The sequence below is a fragment of the Pauljensenia sp. C0170B4 genome (genome assembly GCF_056590235.1).
On sequence record NZ_JBWPVS010000005.1, the window covers coordinates 194373 to 220913 of the forward strand.

A 26541-nucleotide genomic window follows, 5' to 3' on the forward strand; every position below is an offset into this window, starting at 1 on the left:
GGCGCGATGAGATACCCTTAAGTGGTTGGCAACAGGCCAATTTGACGAGCATGACCGAAGAATTCGAGAGGGATCCATCAATGAGCCAGAATCAAGGTTCGGAGCCGGAATTCCGCTACACCGCACAGATGGCCAACGCCATCGAAGACAAGTGGCACAAGCAGTGGGATGACCGTGGCACATTCAATGCCGATAACCCAACCGGAGACCTTGAAGGGCCACTGGCGCAACTGACCCCTTACTTCCTGCTCGACATGTTCCCCTACCCGTCAGGCAAAGGCCTGCACGTTGGACACCCGCTGGGCTATATCGCCACTGACACGATCGCACGTTTCCAGCGCATGCGCGGCTTTAACGTGCTGTACACGATGGGATTCGACGCATTCGGTCTTCCCGCTGAACAGTACGCCATCCAGACCGGCCAACATCCGCGCATCACGACATACGACAACATTGCGAATATGCGTCGCCAACTGGCGCGCCTGGGACTGTCGCACGACAAGCGCCGCTCATTTGCTACAACCGATGACCTGTTTGTGCGTTGGACGCAGTGGATCTTCCTGAAGATCTTCAACGCGTGGTATGACACTGAAGCGACGAACCCGGCCGGCACGAAAGGCTGCGCCCGTCCGATCAGCGAACTGGAAGACGAATTCCGCTCCGGCGCGCGCCCGATCGCCACATCTGAGGGCGAGGAAACATTCGACAAGGCGTGGGACGATCTGACAGCGGTCGAACAGGCCCGCGTGCTCGATTCCTACCGCCTGGCCTATATCAACGAGGCGCCCGTGAACTGGGCTCCCGGCCTGGGCACCGTGCTCGCCAACGAGGAAGTCACCGCCGAGGGACGCTCCGAGCGCGGCAATTTCCCAGTCTTTACCAAGCGCATGCGCCAGTGGATGATGCGAATCACCGCCTACGCTGACCGCCTGGACGCTGACCTGGACACAGTGAACTGGCCGGACAAGGTGCGCTCAATGCAGCATCACTGGATTGGCCGCTCCACCGGCGCGCGCGTCACATTTGACGCTGACGGCACGCGGCTCGATGTGTTCACCACCCGCCCTGACACGCTTTTTGGCGCAACATTCATGGTCGTTGCCCCCGAACACCCCCTGCTCGGGGACGAGGGCGACGCTGCTGACCTGAACGTGCCTGCTGAGTGGCCCGAGGGAACACGCGAAGCGTGGACAGGTGGATACGCTACGCCAGCTACGGCTGTGAAAGCCTACCGTGAACGCGCTGCACGCATGACGGATGCGGAGCGAACCGCCGAAGCAGGGGAGAAGACAGGCGTGTTCTCCGGGCGTTTCGCCACCAACCCTGTTAACGGCACGAGCATCCCGATTTTTGTGGCCGACTATGTCCTGATGGGATACGGCACCGGCGCGATTATGGCTGTGCCCGCGCACGACCAGCGTGACTTTGACTTCGCACGTCGTTTCGACCTGGACATCATCACCACGATCACCCCACCCGAAGACTTCGACCGCGACGAAGCCGCGTGGGTCGGTGACGGTGTCATCACCAACTCGGCCAATGAGGAAGTGGACCTCAACGGTCTGGGCAAGGAAGCGGCCATTGAGCGCATCACACAGTGGCTGGAAGAACGCGGCCTGGGCAAGAAAACCGTGACGTACCGCCTGCGTGACTGGCTGTTCTCACGTCAGCGCTACTGGGGTGAACCGTTCCCCGTGGTGTATTCGGCTGATGGCCGCGTGCACGCGCTGCCTGATGAGATGCTCCCCGTCACCCTGCCGGAAATTGATGACTTTTCGCCGCGCACATTCGATGAGAACGATGCTGCGTCTGAGCCGGAAGCACCGCTGGGTCGGGCAACGGACTGGTTGGACGTTGAACTGGATCTGGGTGAAGGCAAGCAGACGTATCGTCGTGACACGAACACCATGCCGAACTGGGCTGGCTCGTGCGCTTACGAAATCCGTTACGGCGACCCGAATAACACCGAACATTTCGCTGATCCGGTCAATGAGCAGTACTGGATGGGGCCGCGCAACCCGGGCGAATCCGGCGGTGCGGACCTGTATGTCGGTGGCGTCGAACACGCCGTTTTGCACCTGCTGTATGCGCGTTTCTGGCAGAAGATCCTCTTCGACCTGGGATACGTCAGCGCATCTGAGCCGTTCCACCGGCTGTTCAACCAGGGCTACATCCAGGCCTACGCCTACACGGATTCACGCGGCGCATACGTGCCGGCCGATGAAGTGACGGGCGACGAGGAAAGCGGATTCACCTGGAAGGGCGAGCCCGTCACACAGGAATACGGCAAGATGGGCAAGTCCCTGAAGAACGTTGTCACACCTGACGAATTCGCTCAGGACTATGGCGCGGACACGCTGCGAGTGTATGAGATGTCGATGGGACCGCTGGATATTTCCCGCCCGTGGGAGACGCGAGCCGTCGTTGGATCTCAGCGCTTCCTGCAGCGCCTGTGGCGCAATGTCCTCGATGAAGAAACTGGTGAGGTCACTGTCAGTGACGAACCGGCCGACCTGGCCACGCGCAAACTGCTGGCCCGCACGATCGCGGATGTGACGGTTGAGTTCGAGAACCTGCGCATTAACACCGCCATTGCCCGCATGATTGTGTTGAATAACCACATCACGTCGATGGATGCGGTACCGCGCGAAATCATCGAACCCCTGGTGCTGATGGTCAGCCCTGTTGCGCCGCACATCGCTGAAGAACTGTGGCACAAACTGGGGCACGATGAGTCGCTCGCACGTGAACCGTTCCCGGTCGTTGAGGACGAATCACTGCTCGAAGAAGATGCGATTACTGCGATCGTGCAGGTCAACGGCAAGGTTCGTGCCCGCCTCGATGTATCGCCCTCGATTGACGAGGACGATCTGCGCACCCGCGCGCTCGACCTGGAGCCGATCCGCGCCATCCTCGATGGACGTGAGCCGCTGAAAGTTATTGTGCGCGCACCTAAACTGGTGAACCTGGTTCTGCCGAAGAACTAGCCGCGCGCTGTCAGATTGGTAGCGGCGAGAACCTATGCCTGAAGGCGACGTTATTCATGCTCTGGCCCGCACGTTCGACACGCTGTTTGTCGGACGTGCGGTCCGGGTGTCATCGCCGCAGGGACGCTTCGCCGGCGGAGCACGCCTGATCAACGGCAGGATAGTGACGTCGGTTCGTGCGCACGGCAAGCATTTCTTCATGCAGTTGAGCGCGCCCGGACCGGTACGCGAGGGACACCCCGACGGTACGCAGGTGGCATATACCGACGACCTGTGGCTGCATGTCCACCTGGGTCTGTATGGGTCGTGGCGTTTATATGGCAGCGAATCGGTGGAGGTTCCCGTATCGATCGGAGCTCCGCGGCTGGCTGGCGACAGCGGCACAACGCACGAGGACGGCCGATGGACTCCACCCGAGCCGGTTGGCCAGGTCAGGGTCCGCATCGAAACAGATGACGCGGTCGCCGACCTGTCAGGTCCTAATCGCTGCGAAGTCATCACACCTGATGAACAGCGCCAGGCACAGCAGCGTCTGGGTCCCGATCCGCTGTCACCCCACGCGCTGACTCGTCCCGACCTGGAGCGCGCCTTCATCGATGCGATCCGCTCACGATCGCGCACCATCGGCGAACTGGTTATGGATCAGTCTGTGATTGCCGGCGTCGGGAACATTTACCGCGCAGAATCGCTCTTCATTACGGGGATTCATCCCAGACGCCGAGGCAACCGAGTGGCCGAGGCGCGCCTGAGCCTGCTATGGAAAACGATCTGCCCACTCATGACACACGGCCTTGAAGTGGGCAGAATCGAAACAGTGAGCGACGAGGATGCTCCGGAACCACCCCTTGAGGGTGATCCTGAAGCATCACGCTGGTATGTCTATCACCGCACCGGCAGGCCGTGCCTGCGTTGCGGCACTCCCGTTGCGGAGGATCTGATGGCTACGAGACGTCTCTTCTGGTGTCCGGGCTGTCAGCGCTAGGCAAAAGCCCGACGCTGACAGGAAGGCTATGACACTAGGCCAGGTCAGTGGCCGGAGCTGCTCCCAGGTGGACCTCCATGGAATCGTAGGTCGGCGCCTCGGGACGGTTCGTGACCGGACGATCCAGGTAGAACATGGCGGTCGAGGCGATGTCGTCATGCAGCGGCAGGTAGCGGCCACCTGAACGCCAGCCCAAAGCCTGAATGTCGACGCGCGGCAGTCCCTTGGAGAAGTGGATTGCGTCCTGAATATGGAAGCGGTACATTCCGAAACGCTGATTGGCGATATACAGGCCATCGGGGCGGATGACCTGCGGCATTCCCAGGTACGGCGTGGAGAACGTCGTGTATCCGCGGCCGGGGACATCGAAGTTCCAGGCACCACCGAAATAATCCTCAGTGCCGGTGCCACAGATCGTGGGATAGTCAGTGTCGTCGTCCATGTAGAACTTGATTTCGCCTTCGCCCCACCAGCCGTTGTCATTGACTGACCATGCGATGTAGGTGCCCACGTAGTGCCCCAGGCCCTCGATGTTTTCCAGAATCGGGTGTGTGGTGAGCGTCGGCAGGGGGTTGGAGCGGCGCCACTGCGCATGGAAGTAGGCGATATCATCCTTGGCGGCTGCGCCGTCAGCGGCGGATGAGTCACCCTCGTCAATGTCGTAGGTGATCTGGTAGTAGACGCGGGCATCCTCGTCGGAGGTGTTCTCCAGTGTCAGGCGAGCGCCGGACTTGAACGGCATGGGCCAGTAGGAGTTGAAACCACCGTGCGGGTTGGCGGCGATCGGAACAGAATTAACCTGCGAGAACACGGACCAGCCATTGCAGAAGAAGTCGCCGTAGGGCACCTCAACGGCAGGTTCGTCACTGCCGTCCCAGTAGCAGCGGAAGACCAGGCGACGCCACAGTGAGGTGTGAGCGGTCATCCAGATATGAGTGATGCATCCGGTACCTGAGATGTTGGCCAGCTCGAATGTGCCGCGAGCCGGAACGTCAATACTGGGAGAGATCTTCCACGTGGGTCCCAGGTCGCGTGCACATTCCGCACCGGTTCCCTCGGTCGCGCGGCCGCCACCCCCAGGTGTGCCGTCGAAGTTTTCCGGAGAGATGGAGCGAGTGGCTACGTTGCGAATCGTGGTCAGACCTGTCAAGGGGGAGAGCATCGTTGGCCGCCTTTCCTGAGAAAATATCAAAATGTGCGTCGGAATTTCACGATTTGTAATCGATTACTGTATAGTGTAGAGCACCAGGTAGTCAGGGTCAATTAACCATTGGCTTCCAGGTGCCATAATCAGCGAGTTTTCCACTGGTGGAATGCTCAAAGATCATCACAACGCGAGATAGGGCTAACGGACTCAACGTTGAGTCATATCGAAGAGGAGACACCATGAATTCAGGAAAGAGCAGGTGGGCGTGGGCAGGGATTGCGTCGTTCACCTTGGCATCTGTTCTCGTAGGAGGATGTGGCTCGGGAACGCCAGGTGAACCCGCAGGTTCAGAAAGCGGCGCAGCAGCCTCGGGGTCATCATCCGAGGGCGGCACGACCATTGAATTCTGGCACCGCACATTCACCCCCGTGGAAAATGAGTGGTACAAGAACATCGTTCAGAAGTTCAACGAGGCGCAGGACGAGATCACCGTAGTCGACACAGAAGTACCGGCCGACGCGTGGGATCAGAAGATGAAGTCGGCGCAGGCAGCAAACAAGAGTCCCGACATTTACACCTTCGCCGGACCGCTCAATGACGGCGTGAATGCCGCTCAGTTCCACGATCTGGATTCGATCGTGTCCAAGGAAGGCCTGGACAAGATGACCGACCTGGCACGTTCGGTTTCCCAGATTGATGGCACTTACTACGCATACCCGCTGGTTCTGGAGCCGCAGACAGTGCTGTTCTGGAACAAGGAAATGGTCTCCGCTGCCGGCCTTGACGCTGAGCAGGCACCGAAGACGTGGCAGGATCTGCTCGACAACTGCGCGAAGATTCAGCCAACCCTGTCGGATGGTCAGTACTGCATTTCCCCGGCATCTGATGCCGGCACATTCGCCTGGGCATCTGTGGGCCAGCAGTTCAATGCTTCCGGACACAACGCACTGACCGATGACTGGAGCGCACCGAACATCAACGACCAGGGCTACCGTGACCTCATGCAGTTCTACAAGGATCTGTGGGACAACGGCTACATGGCCAAGCAGCCTCTGGGCAGCTACCTGGAAGCCAAGGAATTCGGTGAAAAGAAGGTGGCCTACAAGGTGTCCGGTTCCTGGATGATGTCCGAGGTTGGCTCCGACTACCAGGACATGCTGACGAACACGGGTCTGGGCCTGTTCCCGAGCTCACCGAACGGAGAGGGACGAACCACCACCACACTGGGTGACTTCAAGTGGGTTGTTGACGCAAAGGCCAAGCACCCTGAAGAAGCAGGCAAGTTCCTCGAATGGGTTCTGGCCGGAGACGTTGAGAACCTCGTTCCGTTCTATGTTGCCACCCAGTTCACCAAGATTCCTCCGCGCGACGACGTTCAGGAAGGCGTGGCCGCCACTGAAGAGGCCAAGTCCGCTCCGTGGTCAGACGTCATCATGACTGAGATTGCTCCCGATGCCATTCCAAGCGTTGCCTACCCGTGGGATGTCTCGATGGCAGTCGGCACGGCGATGGAGACCGTGATGAAGGGTGCCGCGACCGCTGACCAGGCGATCGACACTGCTGAGAAGGCGATCCAGACCGTGATCGATCGTGAGAGCCTTCCCGAGAAAGCATCTGCTCCCGGCGATAAGTAATTCAGCCCTGTCATAGGACTGTTCCCAGGCTGAAGAAAGGAATCCCGATGTCCAGTACAAAGGTGCGGAAGGACTCAAAGAAGTTCCGTTTCCGTGATGGACGACTCGCATACCTCTTGATCCTTCCCGCCTTTGTGCTGCTCGGGATCTTCGTGGTGTGGCCAGCAATTTACGCAGCGTACCTGTCATTCCAGGACTGGAGCTTTTACAAGCCCGCAGTATTCGTTGCGTTCAAGAACTACACGGACGTCCTCAAGGACCCGCTGTTTATCGCCGCCATTAAACGCGGTTTCATGTTCGTTCTGTTCACCGTGCCCACCACGCTTGTTCTCGCATTCCTCTTTTCCAGTCTTGTCGTATCTGTGTCGCGCAGATTTGCTGACACGTTGAAGGTCAGCATCTATCTGCCGACCATTATTTCCGGCGTTATTACCTCGATCATCTTCGTGTTGATCTATGACTACTCCGGCGGCATTTTGAACTGGTTCCTCGGGTTCTTCGGAGTTGAACCAATCGCATGGCTGGGTGACCCCCAGTGGGCGCTTCTGGCCATCGCAGTCCCGGCAATCTGGCTGGGAATGGGCCTCACATCCCTGATCATGGTGGCAGCCATGATTGACATCCCCAGCGAGTTCTACGAAGCCGCCTCGCTCGAGGGAGCGAACTGGTGGCAAAAGACCTTCTACATCACATTGCCGCAGATGAAGAATGTGGGGTTGTATCTGCTGGTAACAGGCATTATCGGCGCGATCCAACAGTACGAGCTCCCGCTGGTCATGACCGGCGGCGGGCCGTTGGATTCGACAACCACACCGAACCTGTTCATCTTCAATCACTTCCGCGGAGACATGAACGTGGGCTACTCGATTGCAGCAGCCCTGCTGATGTTCCTGGTTCTGGGAACCCTCTCCGCACTGATCTTCAAATTCGTGAACTCCGAGAAGCTGGTGGATTAATCATGTCAGTAATGTCAACGTCGACGGGTGTCAGCACCGCAATGGAGACATCGGACTCCACGAAGAAAGACCAGGCAGCAGCACCGCAGTTCCACCGGAAACAATGGTGGCCGGTCATCGTGATCAAAGGCCTGTTCGGTGCGATCTTCATCTTCGCTGCACTGTTCCCCCTGCTGTGGATGGTCATCGCAGGATTCAAGGCAAAGACCGAAGTTGTTCAGACTCCCTTCCAGTTCTTCCCCGAAGTGTGGCACTGGGAAAACTACGCGCGCATCGCGCAGGATCCCACGTTCATCCGCGCATTGCTGTGGACGCTTCTGGGTGCGCTGCTCTTCATGACTGCCAGCCTGACCGTCAACTCACTTGCTGCCTATGCGTTCGCACGCCTGGAGTTCCGCTTCAAGAAAATCCTGTGGGTCGTCATGATCACGACGATGTTCATTCCGGGTATGACGATTCTGCTGACCAGCTTCATCGTTGTGACGAAGTTACGCATGCTGGATACTCTGGCCGTTCTGGTTATTCCCGGTGTCGCGAACGCGGGAATGATCTTCTTTATCCGACAGTTCTACCTGTCGATCCCCTCATCCCTCGAAGAGGCAGCCATGCTGGATGGGTGCGGGCGTTTCCAGATTTTCGTGCGTCTGTTCCTGCCCCTGTCGAAGCCTCCGTTCGTCGTCATGGGCATCACGTCCTTCCTGGGATACTGGAATGCATACGTGTGGCCGATTCTGACCATCACGTCCCCGGAGAAGTACCAGCTCCAGCAATACCTTGCGACGTTCCGCTCGGAACGTACCTCTGAACTGGGTCTACTCATGGCGGGCTCTGTCCTGTCAGCGGCGCCAGTGATCATCATCTTCCTTATTTTCCAGCGCCAGATCATTGGCAACATCAAAATGTCCGGTCTGAAGTAGGAGCGTCCTCATCGATGAGGACGACGGTCACGGCCGACACACCCATCCAAGGAAAGGACACGCTATGCGTGAGTCTATCTCACCACCAGGGCGCTGCTTATTCACTCGACGAGGAGCAATCATTGCTGCCTGCGCATGCGCCGGCGCGCTGTGTCTGGCAGGAACAGCGTGCGCTGCCGATCCAGCCGCACCCGAGGCGGAGAAGCCATACGCTCATCCTTCGGCTGCACGCGTTGTCGCTCAGCTGACAGGTGCTAAAGGTTTTACAAACACCGCCCAGACCATGAAAATCCAGGGAACCGACCTTGGAATCATGTGGGATGACGGAGACGGTCATGTGTTATTCGCTGTTGGTGACACCTTCGGCGAATGGAGCGGCAATGGTGGCGGCGGAGAAGACTGGCGTTCGAATGCACTGCTGCGTTCGTCCACCAGGAACTTCGCTGAAGACGGAATCCTGTTCGATTCTGCCGTGGTCGATGAGAACGGAAAAGCGCGGGAGATCATTCCCTCGCTCAAGATCCCTGAAACCGAGCACACCACTATTCCCACCGGCGGCATCGCGGTGGGCGGCCGGCAGTACTTGGCGTTCATGTCCGTCAATAAGTGGGGCGTCCCCGGAGAATGGTTCACGAACTATTCCCGTATCGCGTACTCCGATGACGGGGGAGAAACCTGGAATACGACCGACGGCCCGCAGTGGACCAACGATGACAAGTGGTCCAATAACTTTCAGATGGTGGGCTTTGCTCACGGTCAAGGCGATGGCTTCGTCTACATGATGGGCACGCCGAATGGTCGCTTCGGTGCCATCCGCATCGCCAGGGTTGATGAGAACAAGATCCTCGAAAAGGATGCTTACCAGTACTGGAACGGCAGCGAGTGGGGTGACGACGAGGGTACCGCGGCCGACATCATTGAAGCTCCAACGACGGAACTGTCTTTGCAGTACAACTCATACCTGAACAAGTGGATGCTGATGTACACCACTGATTCAGACGAAGCGGGAATCTTTGACGTGGTGTACCGCCTGGCAGATCGTCCGGAAGGTCCGTGGTCAGACAAGACAGTAGTGGCAACCTCACTGGATTATCCCGGAATGTATGCACCGTACATGCACCCGTGGAATTCAGGTTCAGAAGTGCATTTCGCCATGTCAATCTGGGGCTCCTACAACATTTTCCAGATGACATTCGAGGTAGATAAGGATGGCAATGTGATCCACCCGAACCTCGTTAAAGACCCCGGTTTTGAGCGCGTAGAGAATGGCGGTATGAGTCCCCATTGGCAATGCCACGGACCTTGCGGTCTTGATGGCAAGCCGGATTGGGCATATGGGTCAGAACACCAGGCATGGATGCGGAACAACCAAGGCACGTTGGAGCTTTCCCAGACAGTAACCGTCACACCCAACACTCACTACAAGATGACAGCGTTCGTGACGACTGGTCCTGACAACCCGCAGCGCACTGACAAGGGAACGGTGGGTGCGCGTCAAACCGGTCCAGGCGGACAGGTTCTTGCCTCTCAGGAATTCACACACTTGGCCGGATACACGCGCTTTGTTGTGGAATTCGACTCGGGAAGCAACAGCCAGATCGATATTTTCGTAGACGCTGCCCCTACTGCTGACCAGTGGGTGCAGATGGATAGCTTGTCTCTGAAGGCCACTGGACCGAGTAAGTCCGACACCAAGCCTGCAGATGGTGATGCAAACGCCGATGCCGATGCGGGTAAAGACGAGGGCGGGAACGCCGATGCCGGTAGTGGAAAGGGCGAGGGCAATCTTGGTGGCGACGTGAACCGGCCAGAAAACGGCAACGGGGGTAAGGCAGGAGCGGCATCCGCTCAAGCCGGCTACAAGGCAACGGTTGCGCGTACCGGCTCCACAGTCGGAAGCCTCGTGCCCGCACTTGTTGGAATCAGCCTGATTGGTGGGCTCTCCTTGGTTGCAGCAAGGCGCCGACAGGCTAGGTAATGTTCAGCTGAATACGACATTGACGAGGGCGACTCACGCACTGGTGGTGTACACCGAACATCGGATGGGTCGCCCTCGTCAATCGTGTTAGGGCGCCTAGGTGCGGTGACCCGCAGTGGTCATGGATGCAAGCCGGAGCTAGCTCGGGCGTACAGGCCCATGCAAAATAGAAGACGGACGAAAGCCGGTAGAGAAACGAAGCAGACAGGCGTCTGCAGCGAGCAGGGGAGGACCTAGGACGCGGAATCGTCCGATTCGGCGTTGACCTCCACAAAACCGAGTGCGTCGTAGAACTTCTGCGCGTCGGGCGCGGATTTCAGATCAAGGCGCAAGGACAAGTCATTTTCACCCCACGACGCGCAACGGCGGGCAAGCTCGGCAATGAGCACCGTTGCAATGCCTTCACGACGACATTCAGGATCAACAATCAAGTCAATGACGAACGGACCGCGCGGAGCATCATCCCACACAACATCGGTGACGCACAGGATCGCTCCCACTAGGCTTCCGTCACGCCACGCGCCGATGAACGAGTCGTCACGAGGCTGACCAAACGCACCTTCAAAATACAGACGCATTTCATCCGTTGATTCCCACAGGTTCTCCGCAGTGGAGGGCGCTCCATAGGCGATGACATGGAGCGATGCCAACGCTGGGATGTCGTACCTCGTGAGGGTGGCAAGCTGGACGCCCTGGGGCTGATCGACATCGGCCAACGTATTCAAAGAAGCTTGCAACGTTCGCTTCGTCATGCCCTTAGCCTACGTGACCTGGCGCACGTTTGTGGGTATTTTGGCAGGTGACGTCACCTCCGGTGTCACACACATTGGCGTGAGCACGTGCAACATGCGGTGTGGGCCGAGGGGGAAGCGCAGCGCAGAGGCCGAGAAACCTTGGTTAAATCAGCAGGGATGGATCCACGTAGGAGTTCGGATCCACAATCAGCTCATCATCGGGCTCTTCCACCGATTCGGGGGAAGGATGCGACCTAGCTGGAACCCCCAAGGCCACCGAACATTCCGGAACATCGCGGGTCACCACGGCGTTCGCCCCCACCTTTGAATTGTCACCGATGGTGATCGGGCCCAGAACTTTTGCGCCCGCACCGATCATGACATGGTGCCCCACTGTGGGGTGACGCTTCCCCGGACTCATCGACACACCGCCCAGCGTGACACCATGGAAGATCACGACGTCGTCGCCCACTTCAGTCGTCTGGCCGATCACGACACCGGTCGCATGGTCAATGAAAACCTGATGGCCGATCTGCGCGGCCGGATGGATATCAACTCCAGTCATGACACGGGCGAAAGAGGAAATCAGGCGAGCCGGTATACGCACATTGCGCTGCCACAGTGCGTGCGCAACACGGTGACTCCACAGGGCGTGCACACCAGGGTAGGTCAACGCCACTTCAGTGCGCGATCGTGCAGCTGGGTCACGTTTGAGCGCAGTGTCGAGGTCCTCTCGCAGAAGCTTAAGCGCACGTGAGGGAGAAAGTGCCATGATGCCTCTTATTCAATCAGTGGCCGAGATCCCCAGTGTGGGTGACAGGAGCACACCGCTCATGCCACCCACACGTGAGACCGATCAGTATCAGTATTACTCGTTGTCGTCGCGCAGATCTTCAAACAGCGCAGTTGACAGGTATCGCTCGCCCGTATCAGGCAACACGACCACGATGTTCTTACCGGCGTTTTCAGCACGCTCAGCAACCTGGGCTGCTGCAGCCAGGGCAGCACCCGAGGAAATGCCGACAAGCAGGCCTTCTTCAGCAGCGGCGCGGCGGGCAAAGGTGAGAGCAGTGGGGGTGTCGATATCTATCACCTCATCGACGACTTGCGCGTTATATGTGTCGGCCACGAAGTTCGGTCCAATTCCCTGGATGCCGTGGGGGCCACTTGCGCCACCGGTCAGCATAGGGGATTCAGCGGGCTGCACGGCGATGATCTGGATATCAGGGTTCTTCTGTTTGAGCGCGTCGCCCACACCTGAGATCGTGCCGCCAGTTCCAACTCCGGCAACGACGATATTCACCGTGCCGTCGGTATCCGCCCAGATTTCTTCCGCGGTTGTGACGCGGTGTATTTGCGGGTTGGCAGGGTTGGTGAACTGTGAGGCGATGATTGAGCCTTCACGTTCGTCACGAATCTTCTCGGCTGCGGCCACGGCACCGTAGATGCCGTCCTTCGGGTCGGTCAGCACCAGTTCAGCGCCGAAGGCTTTCATCAGCAGGCGGCGCTCAATGCTCATCGACGAGGGCATCGCGATGACCACGTGGTAACCACGCGAGGCGCCCACCATTGCCAGTGCGACACCCGTGTTGCCTGAGGTGGCCTCGATGATAGTTCCGCCTTCCTTGAGGGCGCCCGATTCCTCGGCAGCGTCGATGATGGCGGCAGCAATACGGTCCTTGACAGATGACGCAGGGTTGAACGCCTCTACTTTTGCGATGACGTGGGCGTTGTCGCCCGCGAGGCGATTGATAGCGACGAGGGGGGTGCGGCCAATGAGTTCAGTGACGTTTGCGGCGATAGCGGTCATGAAAAATCACTCCATAGAGAAAAAGTCAAGAAGGAAAGAAAAAGAAAAATGGGCTGGTTCAATCACCATGCGGGCGAACAGCAGTACGCATAGACGTACGGAGAAGGCTATTCGCCCTAGAGACACTCCGCCGTGCAGATACAGAAAAAGCACGCAGAAACTGCGTGCACGCAACGCCGCGCGACCTGTGTCGCGTTCATCTGGTTCGTTGCTGTGTGAATCACATGCGACACTGTACGGGTTTTTGTCTCATGCGTCCACTTCTATTCGAGTTCGTCCCGTTACGTGAACGCTGGCCTGCCCGTGGGTCAGAACCATTGCGCGGTCTACCCACTGCTCGATGTCGTCGTCAGTGGCGGCGATGTCGAGGTGGACACGCGCATCCCACGTGCTGCCCACAATCGGCACATTCGCGCTGTGCAGCTCCGACTGGAACTTACCGGCATCATTGGAATCGACAGTGATGCGAGCAATGTTGAGAGTCTTGATGACCACGTGAGGTGCGCGGGCCAGTGCCTCGCTCACCGCTGACGAATACGCGCGGATGAGGCCTCCCGCACCCAGCAGCACTCCGCCGAAATAACGGGTGACGACAGCCGTCACATTCCACGTGTCAGACATTTTGAGGGCTTCAAGCATAGGCGTGCCGGCTGTGCCCGATGGTTCCCCGTCGTCAGAGGAATGCTGGATTGCGTTTCGGCCATCCGCACTGATGAGGTAGGCCGAACAGTTATGCCGTGCCTGTGGGTGCTCCGAACGGACCATGTCGATGAGTGCGCGCGCTTCATCTTCGGTGTCGGCGCGGGCCACAGTGGCGATGAAGCGTGAGCGTTTGATCTCGATTTCATGGGTGATCAGCGTTCCCGCACGAAGCGTTCGGATATCGTTCACGGAATCTGTGTCACCCCTCCGCTTGCTCGTGGTCCCATTGATGATGCTGTCACTCTATCGTGTCGGCACGCAGCAGCGGCGCATGGTCGTCCTCGTCAATTACGACAATTACGAGGGGAGTGGAGGGCACAAATGTGGGCAAAGTCCTACAAAGAGGGAAGAAAGTCACGCCCCTGGCGTGCTAGAGTTCTTGGGTTGCCGGTACGCGAGTGAAATCACAGCGAAACTGGAGTCAGCAGCTGGCATTTTGTCAGCAGGCATGGCACAGTTATTGCCGGTAGTGATGTCCACGAATGTAGAAAGAGGAGCGGTAGGGCCATGGCAGTTCCCAAACGCAAGATGTCCCGAGCGAACACCCGCACTCGCCGGTCAGCATGGAAGGCTGATCTCACCCAGCTCGACAATCTGAAGGTTGCCGGTCGTGAGATTCGCGTGCCTCGTCGCCTGGCGAAGGCGTACAAGAAGGGCTTGCTCAGCGTCGACGATCTCGACTGAGACATTTTTCTTACGCGTCACTCGATGACGTGAGGACCCGGACACCCCGCGAGGTGTTCGGGTCTTTTGTTGTGTGTACGATCGCTGCCGCCGTGGATGATGCAACGCTGTGCTGATCCATGCACTGTGCGTGCCCAGAAGGATCAGCCGAACACTCAGACAGGACGTGTCTTTCCGTTAACATAAGAACAGCACGGCAACCCGGTGCCTGTGGCCGCACATCACAGCGGCGGCATGAAGAATCTGAGAGGTGAGGGATGACTCGAGAGCGCTTTATTGTGGGCACGTCAGGCACATATCATCCGGGACGGCGGTGCGACGTTGAATATGGTCCTCTTGCCGCATACGCGGTGGAGCTGGCAGGCGTGGAAGGGCGGGCACCGAAGATTGGCTACCTCGCCACGGCGTGCGGTGACCAGAAAGCGCGAATCGCTGAACGCATGGAGGCGGCGCGGTTGCGCGGGTGGCAGCTTAATCCGTTGACCTGTTTCATGATGCCGAATGTCGATGACCCTCGCGAATACCTCCTGGACCAGGACGTCATCTGGGTTGACGGGGGATCGGTGGTGAACCTGCTGGCAGTGTGGCGCGCACACGGACTGGACGAGGTCATGCGCGAAGCGTGGGAGAAAGGCATCGTCCTGGCTGGTGTGTCCGCCGGATCAATGTGCTGGCACATCGGCGGAGCCACGGATTCATTCGGGCCGGACCTGCGTCCCGTCACTGATGGCCTCGGCTTCCTTCCCTACGGCAACGGCGTGCACTACGGAGTGAACCCGCAGCGTCGTGAACTCCTGCAGCGCATGGTGGCCGAGGGCGACTTCACTGATGCCTACTCGTCAGAAAACGGGATCGGCCTGGTCTACCGCGATACGGAACTTGTCGACGTGGTGTCGGATCGGGACGAGGTCTACGGCTGGCACACGTTCAAGGACGGGGATGAGGTTGTCGAAGAACAACTCACGCCTCGCCGTCTTGCTGATTAATTACATCATCATCACAGTTTTGGGTCTGTCCACTGATACAGTGCGACTCGTCCCCACGGCGGCACCGCACGGGTGATGCCGCTTTGGCATGTAAGACATTTCAAAGAAAGGGTCCGCATGATTACTTTCCTCGTGATTGTTATTGCTCTGGCGGGCATTGCTGCGGTCGGATACCTGGTGATCAAGAAGGTACATCCGGCTGCGTCAATTTTCACCGTCGGCATCGTGCTCATGATGATCGCTGCAGCGATGGGCAAGATCGATAACGCAACACGCGAAATTGAAGCCACTGGCAATGCGTTCTACGACGAGCTGCAGATAGTCGAATCGATCTTCGCCAATCGCTTCACCGGAATCGGTATGGCGATCATGGTGCTGTTCGGCTTCGTATCCTACATGCGGTACATCGGCGCAGATGCCAAAGCCGTCGTCATCTTGTCGAAACCCCTCAGGGCTTTGCACGGCTCGTATTGGCTGATCCCCATCGGTTTCATCCTGGGCAACATCTTGTCTCTGGTGGTGCCGTCGGCCGCATCCCTGTCGCTGCTGCTCATCGCCACGCTGTTGCCGGCGCTGGTGGCATCAGGATTGACGCCGCTGACGGTGGGCGCAATTGTGGTGACGTCGTCGACCATTGTCCCGACGCCGCTGGAAGCGGGCCTGATCCAGGGCGCTGACCTGGTTGGTATGCCTGTCACGCAGTACGTGTTTGGCCATGTGGCGTTAGCGACGATTCCGACACTGCTGATCACGGCTTTCATTCATATGTGGTGGCAGCGTCGATGCGATCTGGTTGATGCACGCAAACGTGCTGACGTGGCTGCTGGCATTGTCGCAGCGACCGGTGCGACCGGAGCTGAAATGAAGGCTGCGAAGAAGGGTGAGAAATCTGCGTCGGGCGCATCGAACAGTGCCTCAGAAGCAACGATCCAGGATGCCCTCAAGCGTGCAGCCAACTTGCCGTGGTTCTACGCATTGTTGCCGTTGCTGCCACTGCTGCTCATCATCATTTCAGCGGCTCTGAATCGTCTGGGTGTCATCCCGTTTGAGGCTGGCATCCTGCCTGTCACCGTTGTCTCCCTGTTCATCGCGATGATTGTCGAGGCTATCCGCCTGCGTTCACTGAACAAGGCGATCGATGCGGGTAAGAACTTCTTCACCGGTATGGGTGAGGCAGCGGGCGGCGTGGTTGCGCTGCTGGTCGCCGCCGCAATTCTGGTGGAAGGTATCACGCAGCTTGGTGTCATCAAGATGCTGACTGATGCGACGGAAGGTTCAAGCGGCGCTGCGGCATTGATCATCTTGATCTTTGTCGTGTCGGTCGCGCTGCTGTCTACCCTGACGGGGTCTGGTACCGCTCCGTACTTCGCTTTCTCCGAGGTTGTCCCTCACTTGGCCGAAAGCGGTGGTGTGCTGCCCATTCGTATGTTGAACTCGATGTGGGCAACGTCAAACCTGATGCGTCAGGTGTCGCCTGTGTGCGCTGCAGTCCTGATCGTGTCGGGCGCCATTAACGTCAATCCGATTGAACTGGTCAAGCGCACAGCGGTTCCGATGATCGCCGCAACGGTTCTGAACGTGATTTTCTCGTTCCTCTTCATTCACGCATAAGCGGTGAGACTGGCTCACTCAGGGGGCTTGCTCCACGCGGCGGGATTTTGGTAATCCGGCCGCCGAGAGCAGGCCCCCCTGTTCGTGTGCTGTCCACGTGCATTGAACACGCTTAGCGCGTGTATGAGAACGCGGCTTATCAAACTGATTGTGGCAGGACTCAACAGGTCGAGGTAGACATCATCGGATTGAGGTAGCAGTGCCCTGGTCACAGTCAGTGAAGCGAGTGCCAGTCAACCGGTCAAGGTAGGAGTCAACGGGTCAAGGTCATCGCGCGGTCTGGAATCAACCAGTCAAGGTATGAGCGGACGACTCGGACTGAACACTTATCAGCGACAGTGACTTTCCCGCACTAATATGCGGATCTTGAATAGTGAGACGGGGCAGTAGTGGTCTCTTACCTTGACCGGTTGACGAAAAGCCCCTTCGTTTACCTTGACCGGTTGACGCACATTGTCTGTCGTACAACACGCCAGCTGAACTGGTGTCGGCACTACCAGTCGCTTCACGAAATGCGCCCCCGACAGGACTCGAACCTGCAACCTAAGGATTAGAAGGCCTTTGCTCTATCCATTGAGCTACGGGGGCTACTCGCATAAGGATAGCGTGCCTGCACCCTCGGGTGTGAATACAGGCAGGTGAAGTGGTCTCACTTCACACCAGCAGACGGAAAATCTCCGAATCCGGAGCAACTTCTTCGACATGCAGGGGAGAGGCTTCCATCCGTGTGCGCAACCGTTCAATGTCTGCCGGATCGCTCAGATCGATCCCCACCAACGCAGGCCCGGTCTCGCGATTGTTCTTCTTCGTGTACTCGAAATGCACCACGTCATCACCTGGACCCAACACTTCTGACAGGAACAGGCGCAACGCACCCGGCTGCTGCGGGAAGGTCACAACAAAATAGTGCCGCAGCCCCTCATGACGCAGCGAGCGTTCCACCACTTCCGCATAACGGCTCAAGTCATTGTTACCACCGGACACGACACAGACAATGGATCCCTCATCGCTGCCCGTGAGCTCAGCGCGCCGTTTCGGATCGGTCAGCAACGTGCGAGCAGCCGTGCTGGCCAGCGCCCCCGCAGGCTCAGCAATGATGCCGTCAGTTTGATACAGAGACACCATCTCCGTGCACACGGCCCCTTCGGGCACCGACACAAGAGAGGACACGTTTTCCTGCGCCAGCTGGAACGGCAAGGTTCCCACCGTCCCGACAGCGGTCCCGTCAACAAAGGAATCAACACGATCCAGCGCGGTAGGGCCACCCTCGTCAAAGGCGCGCTGCATCGAGGCAGCGCCGTCCGGCTCCACACCAATGACACGCACGTCAGGACGCAGATGGCTGAGCGCTGTCGCAATCCCCGCGATGAGGCCACCACCCCCGACAGGCACCAGCACGCAGGACGTATCAGCAGGGATCTGCTCGGCCAGTTCGACACCGATGGTGCCTCCGCCCGCGATTGTTCCCGGATCGTCGTAGGGGTGGACGTATTCGCGTCCCGTGACGCGCGCAGCTTCCGTCGCCAACGCGTTCGCACGGTCAAAACCGCCATCCACGATGACCTGCTCCACCCATTCGCCTCCGATGGCGGCGATACGTTCACGTTTCTGGCGCGGCGTGGTCGACGGCAGGTAGATCGTGCCGCGCACGTTCAGGTGCGCGCATGCGAACGCCACACCCTGAGCATGGTTACCGGCCGAAGCGCACACCACACCCTGCTGGCGTGATTGCGCGCTCAGTGCGCTCATCTTCGCGTACGCGCCGCGCACTTTGAATGAGCGGCACACCTGCTGATCCTCACGCTTGAGTAAGACGGGCACGCCCAGTTCCTGCGTCAAGCGTTCCGACACATCCAGCGGCGTATGTTTGACGACGTCTTTCAGGGACAAGCTGGCACGCATAATGTCATTGAGCGTCACTGTCGATGTGTCGTTGAGTTCTGAATGTGGCGGTACGTGCTGAGATGATGCCACGGCAACGCTCCTTCCATCTGCGTGTACAAGTTGTTTGTGGGTTCAGTGTATTCACCTGTGTGCCGATTCGGAGAGGCTGTCCACGTGTACGACACTCCGCAGCAGGTCGCGGCAGTCGCCCTTGTTTGCCTCGACAATCCGGACGGTCCCTGTGGCCCTGAGCGTCCGCTTGACCATCCGCACACCCGAGCTAGTCACCCGCATTCCCGCGCGGGTCACTACACTGGGAGACATGACGAAGCAACTGAAGAATCCACTGGTGTGGATCGACTGCGAAATGACCGGTCTTGACGTGGCGCGTGACGCCCTGATCGAAGTGGCGGTCGTGATCACCGACGCGAGCCTGACCGTCGTGGACCCCGGAATCGACATTCTGATCCAGCCCTCTGAGGAGGCGCTGAATCACATGGACGACTATGTGCGCAACATGCACACACAATCCGGCCTGCTTGACGAGCTCAAGGACGGCATCGCGTCGATGGAGGAAGCCGAGAGCATCGTCCTGGACTACATCAAGAAGTTCGTCCCTGTGTCGGGTCGCGCCCTGCTGGCGGGGAACACGGTCGGCATGGATCGCCTGTTCCTGAGCGCGAACATGCCACGCGTCATCGACCACCTGCACTACCGCATTATCGACGTGTCCTCCATCAAGGAACTCGCCAAGCGCTGGTACCCGTGCGTTTACGAGTGCTCACCTGAGAAGCATGGGGGCCACCGCGCACTGGCCGACATTCGTGAATCCATCCAGGAACTTGAGTACTACCGTCGCGCACTTTTCCCTTCTGACCAGGGACCCAGTCGTGAAGACGCCCAGAAGATTGCCGGCGAGGTTGCCGCTTTGGGCATTGTCGAGGGTGCCACCCAGCAGAATTGACGAGGGGAACGCCCTATCCACAGTTCACTGCCAGCCCGCCGTTGTCCACAGGGATGCGGCGGGCTGAGTGCGTGTCCACAGATTGCCCGCGAAGCCTTTGGACAAGGGCCTGGCGCGGTGAGGATTGTCCTACGGCACAGGGCCGATAACACGAAAGGACAATTCATGAGCGCGAATATGACAGTGACATTACGCGGACGCATCGGAACGGACGTGAAGGAAATCAGGACTGCGACGGGGCGAACGACCACACGTTTCCGGCTTGCCACACCGCGTTGGCGCATCAACGATCGGGGAGAATTCGATGAGCAGGAACCCCAGTGGTACACGATCCGCGCATGGGACAAGCTCGCGCACAATATGTCGACCTCATTTGCCAAGGGGCATCCCATCGTGCTGACTGGACGGCCCAGCGTTAATGCGTGGAAAGATGCGGCGGGTGAGGTTAAGAGCGAACTGGTCATTGTGGCGCACAGCGCCGGGCACGACCTGAACTACGGGTGGTCGCACTTCGATAGGCCAAAGGAATCACGGCCAGAGGGAGAAGCAGAACGTGACGAAGAAGGCACGGGAAACCTTCAGATCCGGACCTCGCGAGATGATGGCGGCGATGCGGTCACAGCAGATGCTCCAGCGCCCCAGATGGTAACGGCAGCGGTGTAAGGGAGGCGGTGCGAACGGAGCACTGTATGCAGGGAGCTGCGTCAATGCGGCGAATCGGCGGGCAGTGCGCTTGTGGTGAAAATCAGCCATTTCGGGTTATCTCACGTTGACCGTGGGTGGGCTTCGTGCCGTAGCATGGAGTGACACGAAGTTGACGAGTCCCTTCTTGAAATGGAGAACTGTGGCTGAGTACATATACCAAATGATCAAAGCGCGCAAAGCTCATGGCGACAAGATCATTCTTGATGACGTATCCATGTCGTTCTTCCCCGGAGCGAAAATCGGCATGGTTGGTCCTAACGGTGCTGGAAAGTCATCGATCCTCAAGATCATGGCGGGTCTGGATGAACCAAGCAACGGCGAAGCACGTCTGACACCCGGTTACACAGTGGGCATCCTCGAGCAGGAACCCCAACTCGACGACACGAAAACCGTGTTGGAAAACGTGCAGATGGGTGCCAGGGAAACGTTCGACAAGCTCGCGCGTTTCAACAAGATCTCTGAGGAGATGGCTGACCCGGACGCCGACTTTGATGCGCTCATGGAAGAAATGGGCAAGCTGCAAAGTGAGATCGACGCTGCAAACGCGTGGGATATCGACTCCCAGCTGGAGCAGGCCATGGACGCACTGCGCTGCCCGCCTGCCGATCAGGATGTGAAGGTTCTTTCCGGTGGGGAACGTCGTCGCGTGGCGCTGTGCCGTCTGCTGATCGAAGCTCCTGACCTGCTGCTGCTGGATGAGCCAACGAACCACTTGGATGCCGAGTCCGTGCAGTGGCTGGAAAAGCACCTGTCCACGTATGCCGGCGCGGTGATCGCAGTGACCCACGACCGCTACTTCCTTGACCACGTAGCCGAATGGATCGCTGAAGTGGACCGCGGTCACCTCTACCCCTATGAGGGCAACTACTCCACCTACCTGGAAACGAAGGAAAAACGCCTGAAAGTCCAGGGACAGAAGGATGCGAAACTGGCCAAGCGGCTGCGTGAAGAGCTCGACTGGGTTCGTTCCAATCCCAAGGGACGCCAAGCCAAGTCACGAGCCCGTCTGGAACGCTACGAAGAGATGGCTGCCGAAGCGGAGCGCACACGCAAGCTTGACTTTGAGGAAATTCAGATCCCGCCAGGGCCTCGTTTGGGCTCTATCGTGATCGAGGCAAACAATCTGCACAAGGGCTTCGGTGACCGTGTCCTCATCAATGACCTGTCGTTCTCACTGCCGCGCAACGGAATCGTCGGTGTGATCGGTCCGAACGGTGTGGGCAAGACAACTCTGTTCAAGACCATTGTTGGGCTTGAACCGCTGGACGGGGGAGACCTCAGGATCGGTGAGACCGTCAAGATCTCATACGTCGACCAGAACCGTGCGGGCATCGATCCGGACAAATCAGTGTGGGAGGTTGTCTCAGATGGCCTCGACTTCCTGGAAGTCGGCAACGTTGAAATGCCGTCGCGAGCCTACGTGTCCGCATTCGGATTCAAGGGACCGGACCAGCAGAAGCCGTCAGGCGTGCTTTCCGGTGGTGAACGCAACCGCCTGAACCTGGCGCTCACGCTCAAACAGGGCGGCAACCTGCTCCTGTTGGATGAGCCGACCAACGACCTCGATGTGGAAACACTTGGATCACTGGAAAACGCGCTGCTCGAATTCCCCGGGTGCGCGGTGGTTGTCACCCACGACCGTTGGTTCCTCGACCGCGTTGCCACGCACATCCTCGCGTGGGAAGGCACGGAAGAAAACCCTGCGAAGTGGTACTGGTTCGAAGGAAACTTCGAATCCTACGAGAACAACAAGGTGGAGCGTCTTGGTCTTGACGCAGCCCGCCCGCACCGCGTCACGCACCGTCGTCTCACGCGCGACTGAGGAGAGCGTCAAACTGACACACCTCGTCCCACCTTGTGCACATCGCATGCGAACACGCTTAGGGTAATTCCATGACTACAACGTGGACTGTGAGCGATGTCGTTACTGTGATGGATCGGTGGTATCCACCCGAAACGGCACAAGAGTGGGACAAGGTAGGCCTCATTGTGGGAGATCCCTCACGCGAGGTGCGCCGCATTCTCATTGCCGTTGATCCCGTGGCAGCGGTAATCGACGAAGCTGTGAGCAATGAGGTCGACATGATCATCACACATCATCCGCTGTATCTGCGAGGCGTGTCGTTCCTACCTGAAAGCGACCCGAAAGGGCGCGTCGTCGCCACACTCGTACGTGGCGAGTGCGCACTGTTCAACGCCCACACCAATGCCGACATCGCCTATCGGGGAGTCGCGCATGCTTTGGCAGACCTGCTGGGACTGGAACGCACGCAGCCGCTGGACCCCTCGGGACGTGACCGCGACGGCCGCTCGGTGGGACTGGGGCGCGTCGGAACAATAGAGCCGGTGACCCTGCGTGAATTTGCGCAGCGAGTGGCATCTGCATTGCCTGCCGGTCCGCACGGCCTGTTCGTGGGCGGAGACCTGGAATCAACCGTCGCGCGTGTGGCGGTGTCAGGCGGTGCAGGTGATTCCCTGCTTGAGCAGGCACGCGCATCGGGTGCCGACGTGTTCGTCACCGCTGATCTGCGCCACCACCCCTCGTCCGAACACCTCGAAGGCGGAGCGCCTGCACTGATCTCAGGATCCCATTGGGCGACCGAATGGCCGTGGGTTCCGGTGCTCGCGCAACGACTCAGCGAGCAAGCCGAGGCGGACAACGTCTCCGTCGACATTACAGCGTCTACCATAGTGACAGAACCATGGACGGCTCACATGCAGACAACCGGAGGAACTCAGTGAAGGCATCACCTGAAGATCAACGCTCGCTACTCGAGTTGCAGTCATTGGATCGCGCCATCATGAAGATGCGACACCAGCGTGACACACACCCGGCGCACGCCAAGCTGCGTGAACTTGCCGGACGGGCAGAGGACCTCAAGCGTGCTGCGATCAACCAGAGTGCAGTGATAGCCGACACGAAACGTGACGTGGCGCGCATCGAAGCGGACATTGAGCGAGTCAACACACGCAAGAGTGCCCAGGAAGGACGCATCGAACGCAATGAAGTTCCCCTGCGCGACATTAACGCAATGGAACACGAAATCGCCCAGATGCGCACCCGGCTCAACAGCCTCGAAGAAGACCAACTTGAAGTTGAAGAACGCCTCGAAGCTGCCCAAAAAGCACAAGACGACATGATCCGCGAAGCACAGGCGTTGACGCAGGACGTGGAAGCAACCAAGAAACAGTTCGAAGATGATAACGCGCAGTCTGACCTCGAACTGGCTGACCTGGAGTGCAAGAGAGCTGACCTGAATGACTCGCTGCCCTCTGACCTCATCGCCGAATACGACTCGGTCTGGCAGCGGCACAGCCCCTTCGCCATCGTGGAGGTGCGAGGCGGCGTCGTCACAGGAGCCACCGGCGAAATTTCGCCCGCCGAGCTGCAGCAGATAAATGCATTGCCCGTAGACGAGGTGTACTGGTGCGTCGACACCGGCCAGATAGTGGTGCGAACCGACGCCTAAACGTCGCCCTGGCCACGCGTGGTTCTTGCCTGACCGCACGCTATTCCACCCCGCCCCCGCACGATATCACCCGACAGCACGCCGTCCCCTGAAAATCACACCGATCGAAGTAGGCCCTGGCGCCGCGCGCGTCGTAGACTCGAGGATGCAGATGAGTCGGCCGGGCGGCCGCGGCACCGCGTGATGCGGTGACGAGGAACGTCCGGGCTCCACAGGGCAGGGTGATGGCTAACAGCCACCCGGGGAAACCCGCGGGAAAGTGCCACAGAAACAAGACCGCCGCTGGCGCGAAGAACACTTCGCACCAGCGGTCAGGGTGAAAAGGTGGGGTAAGAGCCCACCAGTAGGCCAGGTGACTGGTCTAGCTAGGTAAACCCCACCCGGAGCAAAACCGAGCAGCAAGTACGAGCGGCCCGCTCCACGCTTGCGGGTAGGTTGCTTGAGGCCAGTGGCAACACTGGTCCTAGAGGAATGGTCGCCGCTGCCGACTTCGGTCAGCAGGACAGAACCCGGCGTACAGGCCGGCTCATCTGCACGCTCACGCGTCCGACGGCAGTGTCAAAATGTCGGCGCCATCTTCGGTCACCACGATCGTGTGCTCGAACTGCGCGGTACGGGAACGATCGGCCGTGACAACAGTCCAGTCATCATCCCACTGCTCCCATTCGACAGTGCCCAGCGTCAGCATCGGCTCAATGGTGAACACCATGCCCGGCTCCATCACCGTGTCATACAGTGGTGCAGCATCATAGTGCGGAATGATCAAACCCGAGTGAAAGGCTTCGCCCACGCCGTGTCCGGTGTAATCGCGCACCACGCCGTAGTCAAAACGCTTCGCATACACCGAAATGACACGTCCGATCACGTTGATCTCACGGCCAGGTTTGACCGCCCGGATCCCACGCATCATCGCTTCGCGTGTCCTCTCACTGAGCAGACGCGACTCCTGATCAACATTTCCCACCTCAAACATGGCGCAGGTGTCACCGTGGACACCCTCGTAAAACGCCGTGATATCGACGTTGACAATGTCGCCATCTTCGAGCGGGCGATCATCAGGAATGCCGTGGCAGATGACCTCGTTGATGGAAGTACACAGCGACTTCGGATACCCCATGTAACCCAGGCATGACGGGTAGGCGCCAGCACCGACAATAAAATCATGTCCGATGCGGTCGAGCTCATCGGTTGTCACACCGGGGCGAACCGCCTCACCCACGACACGAAGCGCATCGGCGGCAATGCGGCCAGCGTGGCGGATCCGTTCCACAGTGTCCGCATCCTTAATATCCGAGGCAGTGACGTTTTCAGGGCCATCGTGGAACATGTACTCGGGGCGTTCAATCGACTCAGGCACCGAGCGCATGGGGGAGATACGTCCGGCAGTCAGATTGCCCAGCGGCGCGCGACGCGCATTGGCAGATGCCCGAATACGACCAGAATTGTCAGAACTACTCATAGCCCTAGCCTAGATCTTTTGCCGACCAGTGCTGGGATGTCACTGCTGGTGATAATTCTCCGGAGCAGGAAATGTGCCATCTTCCACACTTTCCACATACTCGGTAGCAGCCGCCGTGATCTCACGCCCGATCTGCGCGAAACGATGGACGAACGAGGGAACCCATTCCTGCATCCCCACCATGTCCGACCACACCAGTACCTGCCCATCGGTGTGCGGGCCAGCACCGATACCAATAGTGGGAACCTCCAGCGCAGCAGTGACGTCAGTGGCCACGTCGTCAGGCACCATCTCCAACACAACGGCAATCGCACCGGCATCCTGCAAAGCCAGCGCGTCAGCAATCATCGCATCGCGCTGATCGCCACGGCCACGCATACGCGGACCGCCGATCGTGTTTTCTGATTGCGGCGTGTACCCCAGGTGTCCGACGACGGGAATACCGGACTGGCTCAGTAGTCGGACAGCTTCCACGCGCGGTCGGCCTCCCTCGAGTTTGACCGCATGGGCACCAGCGCGCATCAATTGGGAAGCCGATTCAAACGCCTGCTGTGCACTGGCCTCGTACGTTGCGAACGGAAGGTCTGCCACAACCAGGGCGCGGCGTGTGGAACGTGCCACTGCTGCGGTCGCTCGAACCATGTCGTCCAACGTGACGCGCAACGTGGAGTCATACCCCAACATCACGTTGCCGTAGGAATCACCCACCAGCAGCATGTCAACACCTGCCGCATCCAGCAGCGGGGCAATAAGCGCATCATAAGCTGTCAACATCGTGAGTTTTCGGCCCTGCTGCTTAGCTTGAGCAAGGTGATGGACGCGAACTTTTTTCGGTTTCGTCGGCGCGGGGACCGTGTCAGCGGCCGCAGCGTCGGAGGGCGCAAGTGAACTCATATCTGTAGCCTAGACGCTTTCGTCAGTGCACCGGGCT

Annotated in this window: 22 protein-coding genes, 1 tRNA gene and 1 other RNA gene; 15 read left to right on the top strand and 9 right to left on the bottom strand. The window is 58.8% G+C overall.

The window, feature by feature from the left end:
* Nucleotides 1-80 precede the first annotated feature (80 nt).
* Together AC1EJ1_RS08250 and AC1EJ1_RS08255 are read left to right on the top strand one after the other, a co-directional pair.
* A complete protein-coding gene (locus AC1EJ1_RS08250) occupies nucleotides 81-2987 on the top strand; it encodes a leucine--tRNA ligase (protein ID WP_285015587.1) in 2907 nt (968 codons plus the stop codon).
* A gap of 34 nt (nucleotides 2988-3021) precedes the next feature.
* Nucleotides 3022-3969, top strand: coding sequence for an Fpg/Nei family DNA glycosylase (locus AC1EJ1_RS08255; RefSeq protein ID WP_285015584.1), 948 nt, complete (start codon nucleotides 3022-3024; stop codon nucleotides 3967-3969).
* Between the two features lie 34 nt (nucleotides 3970-4003).
* Here the strand turns inward: AC1EJ1_RS08255 and AC1EJ1_RS08260 are convergent, their stop codons facing one another.
* Complete coding sequence (locus tag AC1EJ1_RS08260; protein ID WP_285015582.1) at nucleotides 4004-5131, bottom strand: glycoside hydrolase family 172 protein; 1128 nt, start codon at nucleotides 5129-5131, stop codon at nucleotides 4004-4006.
* 224 nt (nucleotides 5132-5355) lie between these two features.
* On the opposite strand from AC1EJ1_RS08260, the gene AC1EJ1_RS08265 reads away from it, so the two are divergent.
* The 4 genes from AC1EJ1_RS08265 (at nucleotide 5356) to AC1EJ1_RS08280 (ending at nucleotide 10601) form a co-directional block, all read left to right on the top strand.
* Nucleotides 5356-6750 carry an ABC transporter substrate-binding protein gene (locus AC1EJ1_RS08265; RefSeq protein WP_285015581.1) on the top strand — a complete coding sequence of 465 codons (1395 nt, stop codon included), beginning with the start codon at nucleotides 5356-5358 and terminating at the stop codon, nucleotides 6748-6750.
* A 47-nt stretch (nucleotides 6751-6797) separates the two neighbouring features.
* A complete protein-coding gene (locus tag AC1EJ1_RS08270) occupies nucleotides 6798-7706 on the top strand; it encodes a carbohydrate ABC transporter permease (RefSeq protein ID WP_058236947.1) in 909 nt (302 codons plus the stop codon).
* Between the two features lie 2 nt (nucleotides 7707-7708).
* On the top strand, nucleotides 7709-8623 hold the full coding sequence (locus tag AC1EJ1_RS08275) for a carbohydrate ABC transporter permease (protein WP_480295665.1): 915 nt from the start codon (nucleotides 7709-7711) through the stop codon (nucleotides 8621-8623).
* Nucleotides 8624-8687: 64 nt separating this feature from the next.
* Nucleotides 8688-10601, top strand: coding sequence for a DUF4185 domain-containing protein (locus AC1EJ1_RS08280; protein WP_480295666.1), 1914 nt, complete (start codon nucleotides 8688-8690; stop codon nucleotides 10599-10601).
* Nucleotides 10602-10834: 233 nt separating this feature from the next.
* On the opposite strand, the gene AC1EJ1_RS08285 is transcribed toward AC1EJ1_RS08280, so the two are convergent.
* The 4 genes from AC1EJ1_RS08285 to AC1EJ1_RS08300 form a co-directional block, all read right to left on the bottom strand.
* Entirely contained in the window at nucleotides 10835-11353 is a 519-nt protein-coding gene (locus AC1EJ1_RS08285; RefSeq protein ID WP_058236944.1) for a GNAT family N-acetyltransferase, read from the bottom strand.
* 145 nt (nucleotides 11354-11498) lie between these two features.
* Nucleotides 11499-12107, bottom strand: coding sequence for a serine O-acetyltransferase (gene cysE, locus AC1EJ1_RS08290; protein WP_058236943.1), 609 nt, complete (start codon nucleotides 12105-12107; stop codon nucleotides 11499-11501).
* 96 nt (nucleotides 12108-12203) lie between these two features.
* Nucleotides 12204-13145, bottom strand: coding sequence for a cysteine synthase A (gene cysK / locus AC1EJ1_RS08295; protein ID WP_285015572.1), 942 nt, complete (start codon nucleotides 13143-13145; stop codon nucleotides 12204-12206).
* A gap of 249 nt (nucleotides 13146-13394) precedes the next feature.
* Nucleotides 13395-14036: a YigZ family protein gene (locus AC1EJ1_RS08300; protein ID WP_480295667.1), complete on the bottom strand. Its 642-nt coding sequence runs from the start codon at nucleotides 14034-14036 to the stop codon at nucleotides 13395-13397.
* A 318-nt stretch (nucleotides 14037-14354) separates the two neighbouring features.
* Here AC1EJ1_RS08300 and rpmF point away from each other — a divergent pair, with 318 nt between their 5' ends.
* The 3 genes from rpmF (at nucleotide 14355) to dcuC (ending at nucleotide 17128) form a co-directional block, all read left to right on the top strand.
* Nucleotides 14355-14531, top strand: coding sequence for a 50S ribosomal protein L32 (gene rpmF / locus AC1EJ1_RS08305; RefSeq protein WP_058236940.1), 177 nt, complete (start codon nucleotides 14355-14357; stop codon nucleotides 14529-14531).
* A 257-nt stretch (nucleotides 14532-14788) separates the two neighbouring features.
* A complete protein-coding gene (locus AC1EJ1_RS08310; protein WP_070725182.1) occupies nucleotides 14789-15517 on the top strand; it encodes a Type 1 glutamine amidotransferase-like domain-containing protein in 729 nt (242 codons plus the stop codon).
* A gap of 117 nt (nucleotides 15518-15634) precedes the next feature.
* Complete coding sequence (gene dcuC / locus AC1EJ1_RS08315) at nucleotides 15635-17128, top strand: C4-dicarboxylate transporter DcuC (protein ID WP_480295668.1); 1494 nt, start codon at nucleotides 15635-15637, stop codon at nucleotides 17126-17128.
* A gap of 515 nt (nucleotides 17129-17643) precedes the next feature.
* Here dcuC and AC1EJ1_RS08320 read toward each other — a convergent pair.
* A tRNA-Arg gene (locus tag AC1EJ1_RS08320) sits at nucleotides 17644-17716 on the bottom strand.
* A gap of 66 nt (nucleotides 17717-17782) precedes the next feature.
* Entirely contained in the window at nucleotides 17783-19102 is a 1320-nt protein-coding gene (ilvA, locus tag AC1EJ1_RS08325) for a threonine ammonia-lyase IlvA (RefSeq protein ID WP_480295669.1), read from the bottom strand.
* A 232-nt stretch (nucleotides 19103-19334) separates the two neighbouring features.
* Here ilvA and orn point away from each other — a divergent pair, with 232 nt between their 5' ends.
* The 6 genes from orn to rnpB all read left to right on the top strand — a co-directional run bounded on the left by orn (nucleotide 19335) and on the right by rnpB (nucleotide 24684).
* A complete protein-coding gene (orn, locus tag AC1EJ1_RS08330) occupies nucleotides 19335-19976 on the top strand; it encodes an oligoribonuclease (protein ID WP_480295670.1) in 642 nt (213 codons plus the stop codon).
* 165 nt (nucleotides 19977-20141) lie between these two features.
* Entirely contained in the window at nucleotides 20142-20639 is a 498-nt protein-coding gene (locus AC1EJ1_RS08335) for a single-stranded DNA-binding protein (protein ID WP_480295671.1), read from the top strand.
* A 181-nt stretch (nucleotides 20640-20820) separates the two neighbouring features.
* Nucleotides 20821-22503 carry an energy-dependent translational throttle protein EttA gene (ettA, locus tag AC1EJ1_RS08340; RefSeq protein ID WP_092648642.1) on the top strand — a complete coding sequence of 561 codons (1683 nt, stop codon included), beginning with the start codon at nucleotides 20821-20823 and terminating at the stop codon, nucleotides 22501-22503.
* A 71-nt stretch (nucleotides 22504-22574) separates the two neighbouring features.
* Nucleotides 22575-23423 (top strand): Nif3-like dinuclear metal center hexameric protein, encoded by an 849-nt coding sequence (locus tag AC1EJ1_RS08345; RefSeq protein WP_480295672.1) that lies wholly within the window; start codon nucleotides 22575-22577, stop codon nucleotides 23421-23423.
* On the top strand, nucleotides 23420-24151 hold the full coding sequence (locus AC1EJ1_RS08350) for a zinc ribbon domain-containing protein (protein ID WP_480295673.1): 732 nt from the start codon (nucleotides 23420-23422) through the stop codon (nucleotides 24149-24151). Before AC1EJ1_RS08345 ends, AC1EJ1_RS08350 begins: the two co-directional genes overlap by 4 nt.
* Before the next feature lie 152 nt (nucleotides 24152-24303).
* An RNA gene (rnpB, locus tag AC1EJ1_RS08355) (RNase P RNA component class A) lies at nucleotides 24304-24684 on the top strand.
* 5 nt (nucleotides 24685-24689) lie between these two features.
* Here the strand turns inward: rnpB and map are convergent.
* Together map and panB are read right to left on the bottom strand one after the other, a co-directional pair.
* Entirely contained in the window at nucleotides 24690-25517 is an 828-nt protein-coding gene (gene map, locus AC1EJ1_RS08360) for a type I methionyl aminopeptidase (protein WP_480295686.1), read from the bottom strand.
* Nucleotides 25518-25649: 132 nt separating this feature from the next.
* Complete coding sequence (gene panB, locus AC1EJ1_RS08365) at nucleotides 25650-26504, bottom strand: 3-methyl-2-oxobutanoate hydroxymethyltransferase (protein WP_480295674.1); 855 nt, start codon at nucleotides 26502-26504, stop codon at nucleotides 25650-25652.
* Between the last annotated feature and the right edge of the window lie 37 nt (nucleotides 26505-26541).

Excerpts from the sequence above, each read along its gene's own strand:
- AC1EJ1_RS08250 (WP_285015587.1), top strand. The coding sequence starts at position 81 with ATGAGCCAGAATCAAGGTTCGGAGCCGGAATTCCGCTACACCGCACAG.
- AC1EJ1_RS08255 (WP_285015584.1), top strand. The coding sequence starts at position 3,022 with ATGCCTGAAGGCGACGTTATTCATGCTCTGGCCCGCACGTTCGACACG.
- AC1EJ1_RS08260 (WP_285015582.1), bottom strand. The coding sequence starts at position 5,131 with ATGCTCTCCCCCTTGACAGGTCTGACCACGATTCGCAACGTAGCCACT.
- AC1EJ1_RS08265 (WP_285015581.1), top strand. The coding sequence starts at position 5,356 with ATGAATTCAGGAAAGAGCAGGTGGGCGTGGGCAGGGATTGCGTCGTTC.
- AC1EJ1_RS08270 (WP_058236947.1), top strand. The coding sequence starts at position 6,798 with ATGTCCAGTACAAAGGTGCGGAAGGACTCAAAGAAGTTCCGTTTCCGT.
- AC1EJ1_RS08275 (WP_480295665.1), top strand. The coding sequence starts at position 7,709 with ATGTCAGTAATGTCAACGTCGACGGGTGTCAGCACCGCAATGGAGACA.
- AC1EJ1_RS08280 (WP_480295666.1), top strand. The coding sequence starts at position 8,688 with ATGCGTGAGTCTATCTCACCACCAGGGCGCTGCTTATTCACTCGACGA.
- AC1EJ1_RS08285 (WP_058236944.1), bottom strand. The coding sequence starts at position 11,353 with ATGACGAAGCGAACGTTGCAAGCTTCTTTGAATACGTTGGCCGATGTC.
- cysE (WP_058236943.1), bottom strand. The coding sequence starts at position 12,107 with ATGGCACTTTCTCCCTCACGTGCGCTTAAGCTTCTGCGAGAGGACCTC.
- cysK (WP_285015572.1), bottom strand. The coding sequence starts at position 13,145 with ATGACCGCTATCGCCGCAAACGTCACTGAACTCATTGGCCGCACCCCC.
- rpmF (WP_058236940.1), top strand. The coding sequence starts at position 14,355 with ATGGCAGTTCCCAAACGCAAGATGTCCCGAGCGAACACCCGCACTCGC.
- AC1EJ1_RS08310 (WP_070725182.1), top strand. The coding sequence starts at position 14,789 with ATGACTCGAGAGCGCTTTATTGTGGGCACGTCAGGCACATATCATCCG.
- dcuC (WP_480295668.1), top strand. The coding sequence starts at position 15,635 with ATGATTACTTTCCTCGTGATTGTTATTGCTCTGGCGGGCATTGCTGCG.
- orn (WP_480295670.1), top strand. The coding sequence starts at position 19,335 with ATGACGAAGCAACTGAAGAATCCACTGGTGTGGATCGACTGCGAAATG.
- AC1EJ1_RS08335 (WP_480295671.1), top strand. The coding sequence starts at position 20,142 with ATGAGCGCGAATATGACAGTGACATTACGCGGACGCATCGGAACGGAC.
- AC1EJ1_RS08345 (WP_480295672.1), top strand. The coding sequence starts at position 22,575 with ATGACTACAACGTGGACTGTGAGCGATGTCGTTACTGTGATGGATCGG.
- map (WP_480295686.1), bottom strand. The coding sequence starts at position 25,517 with ATGCGCTCGGTGCCTGAGTCGATTGAACGCCCCGAGTACATGTTCCAC.
- panB (WP_480295674.1), bottom strand. The coding sequence starts at position 26,504 with ATGAGTTCACTTGCGCCCTCCGACGCTGCGGCCGCTGACACGGTCCCC.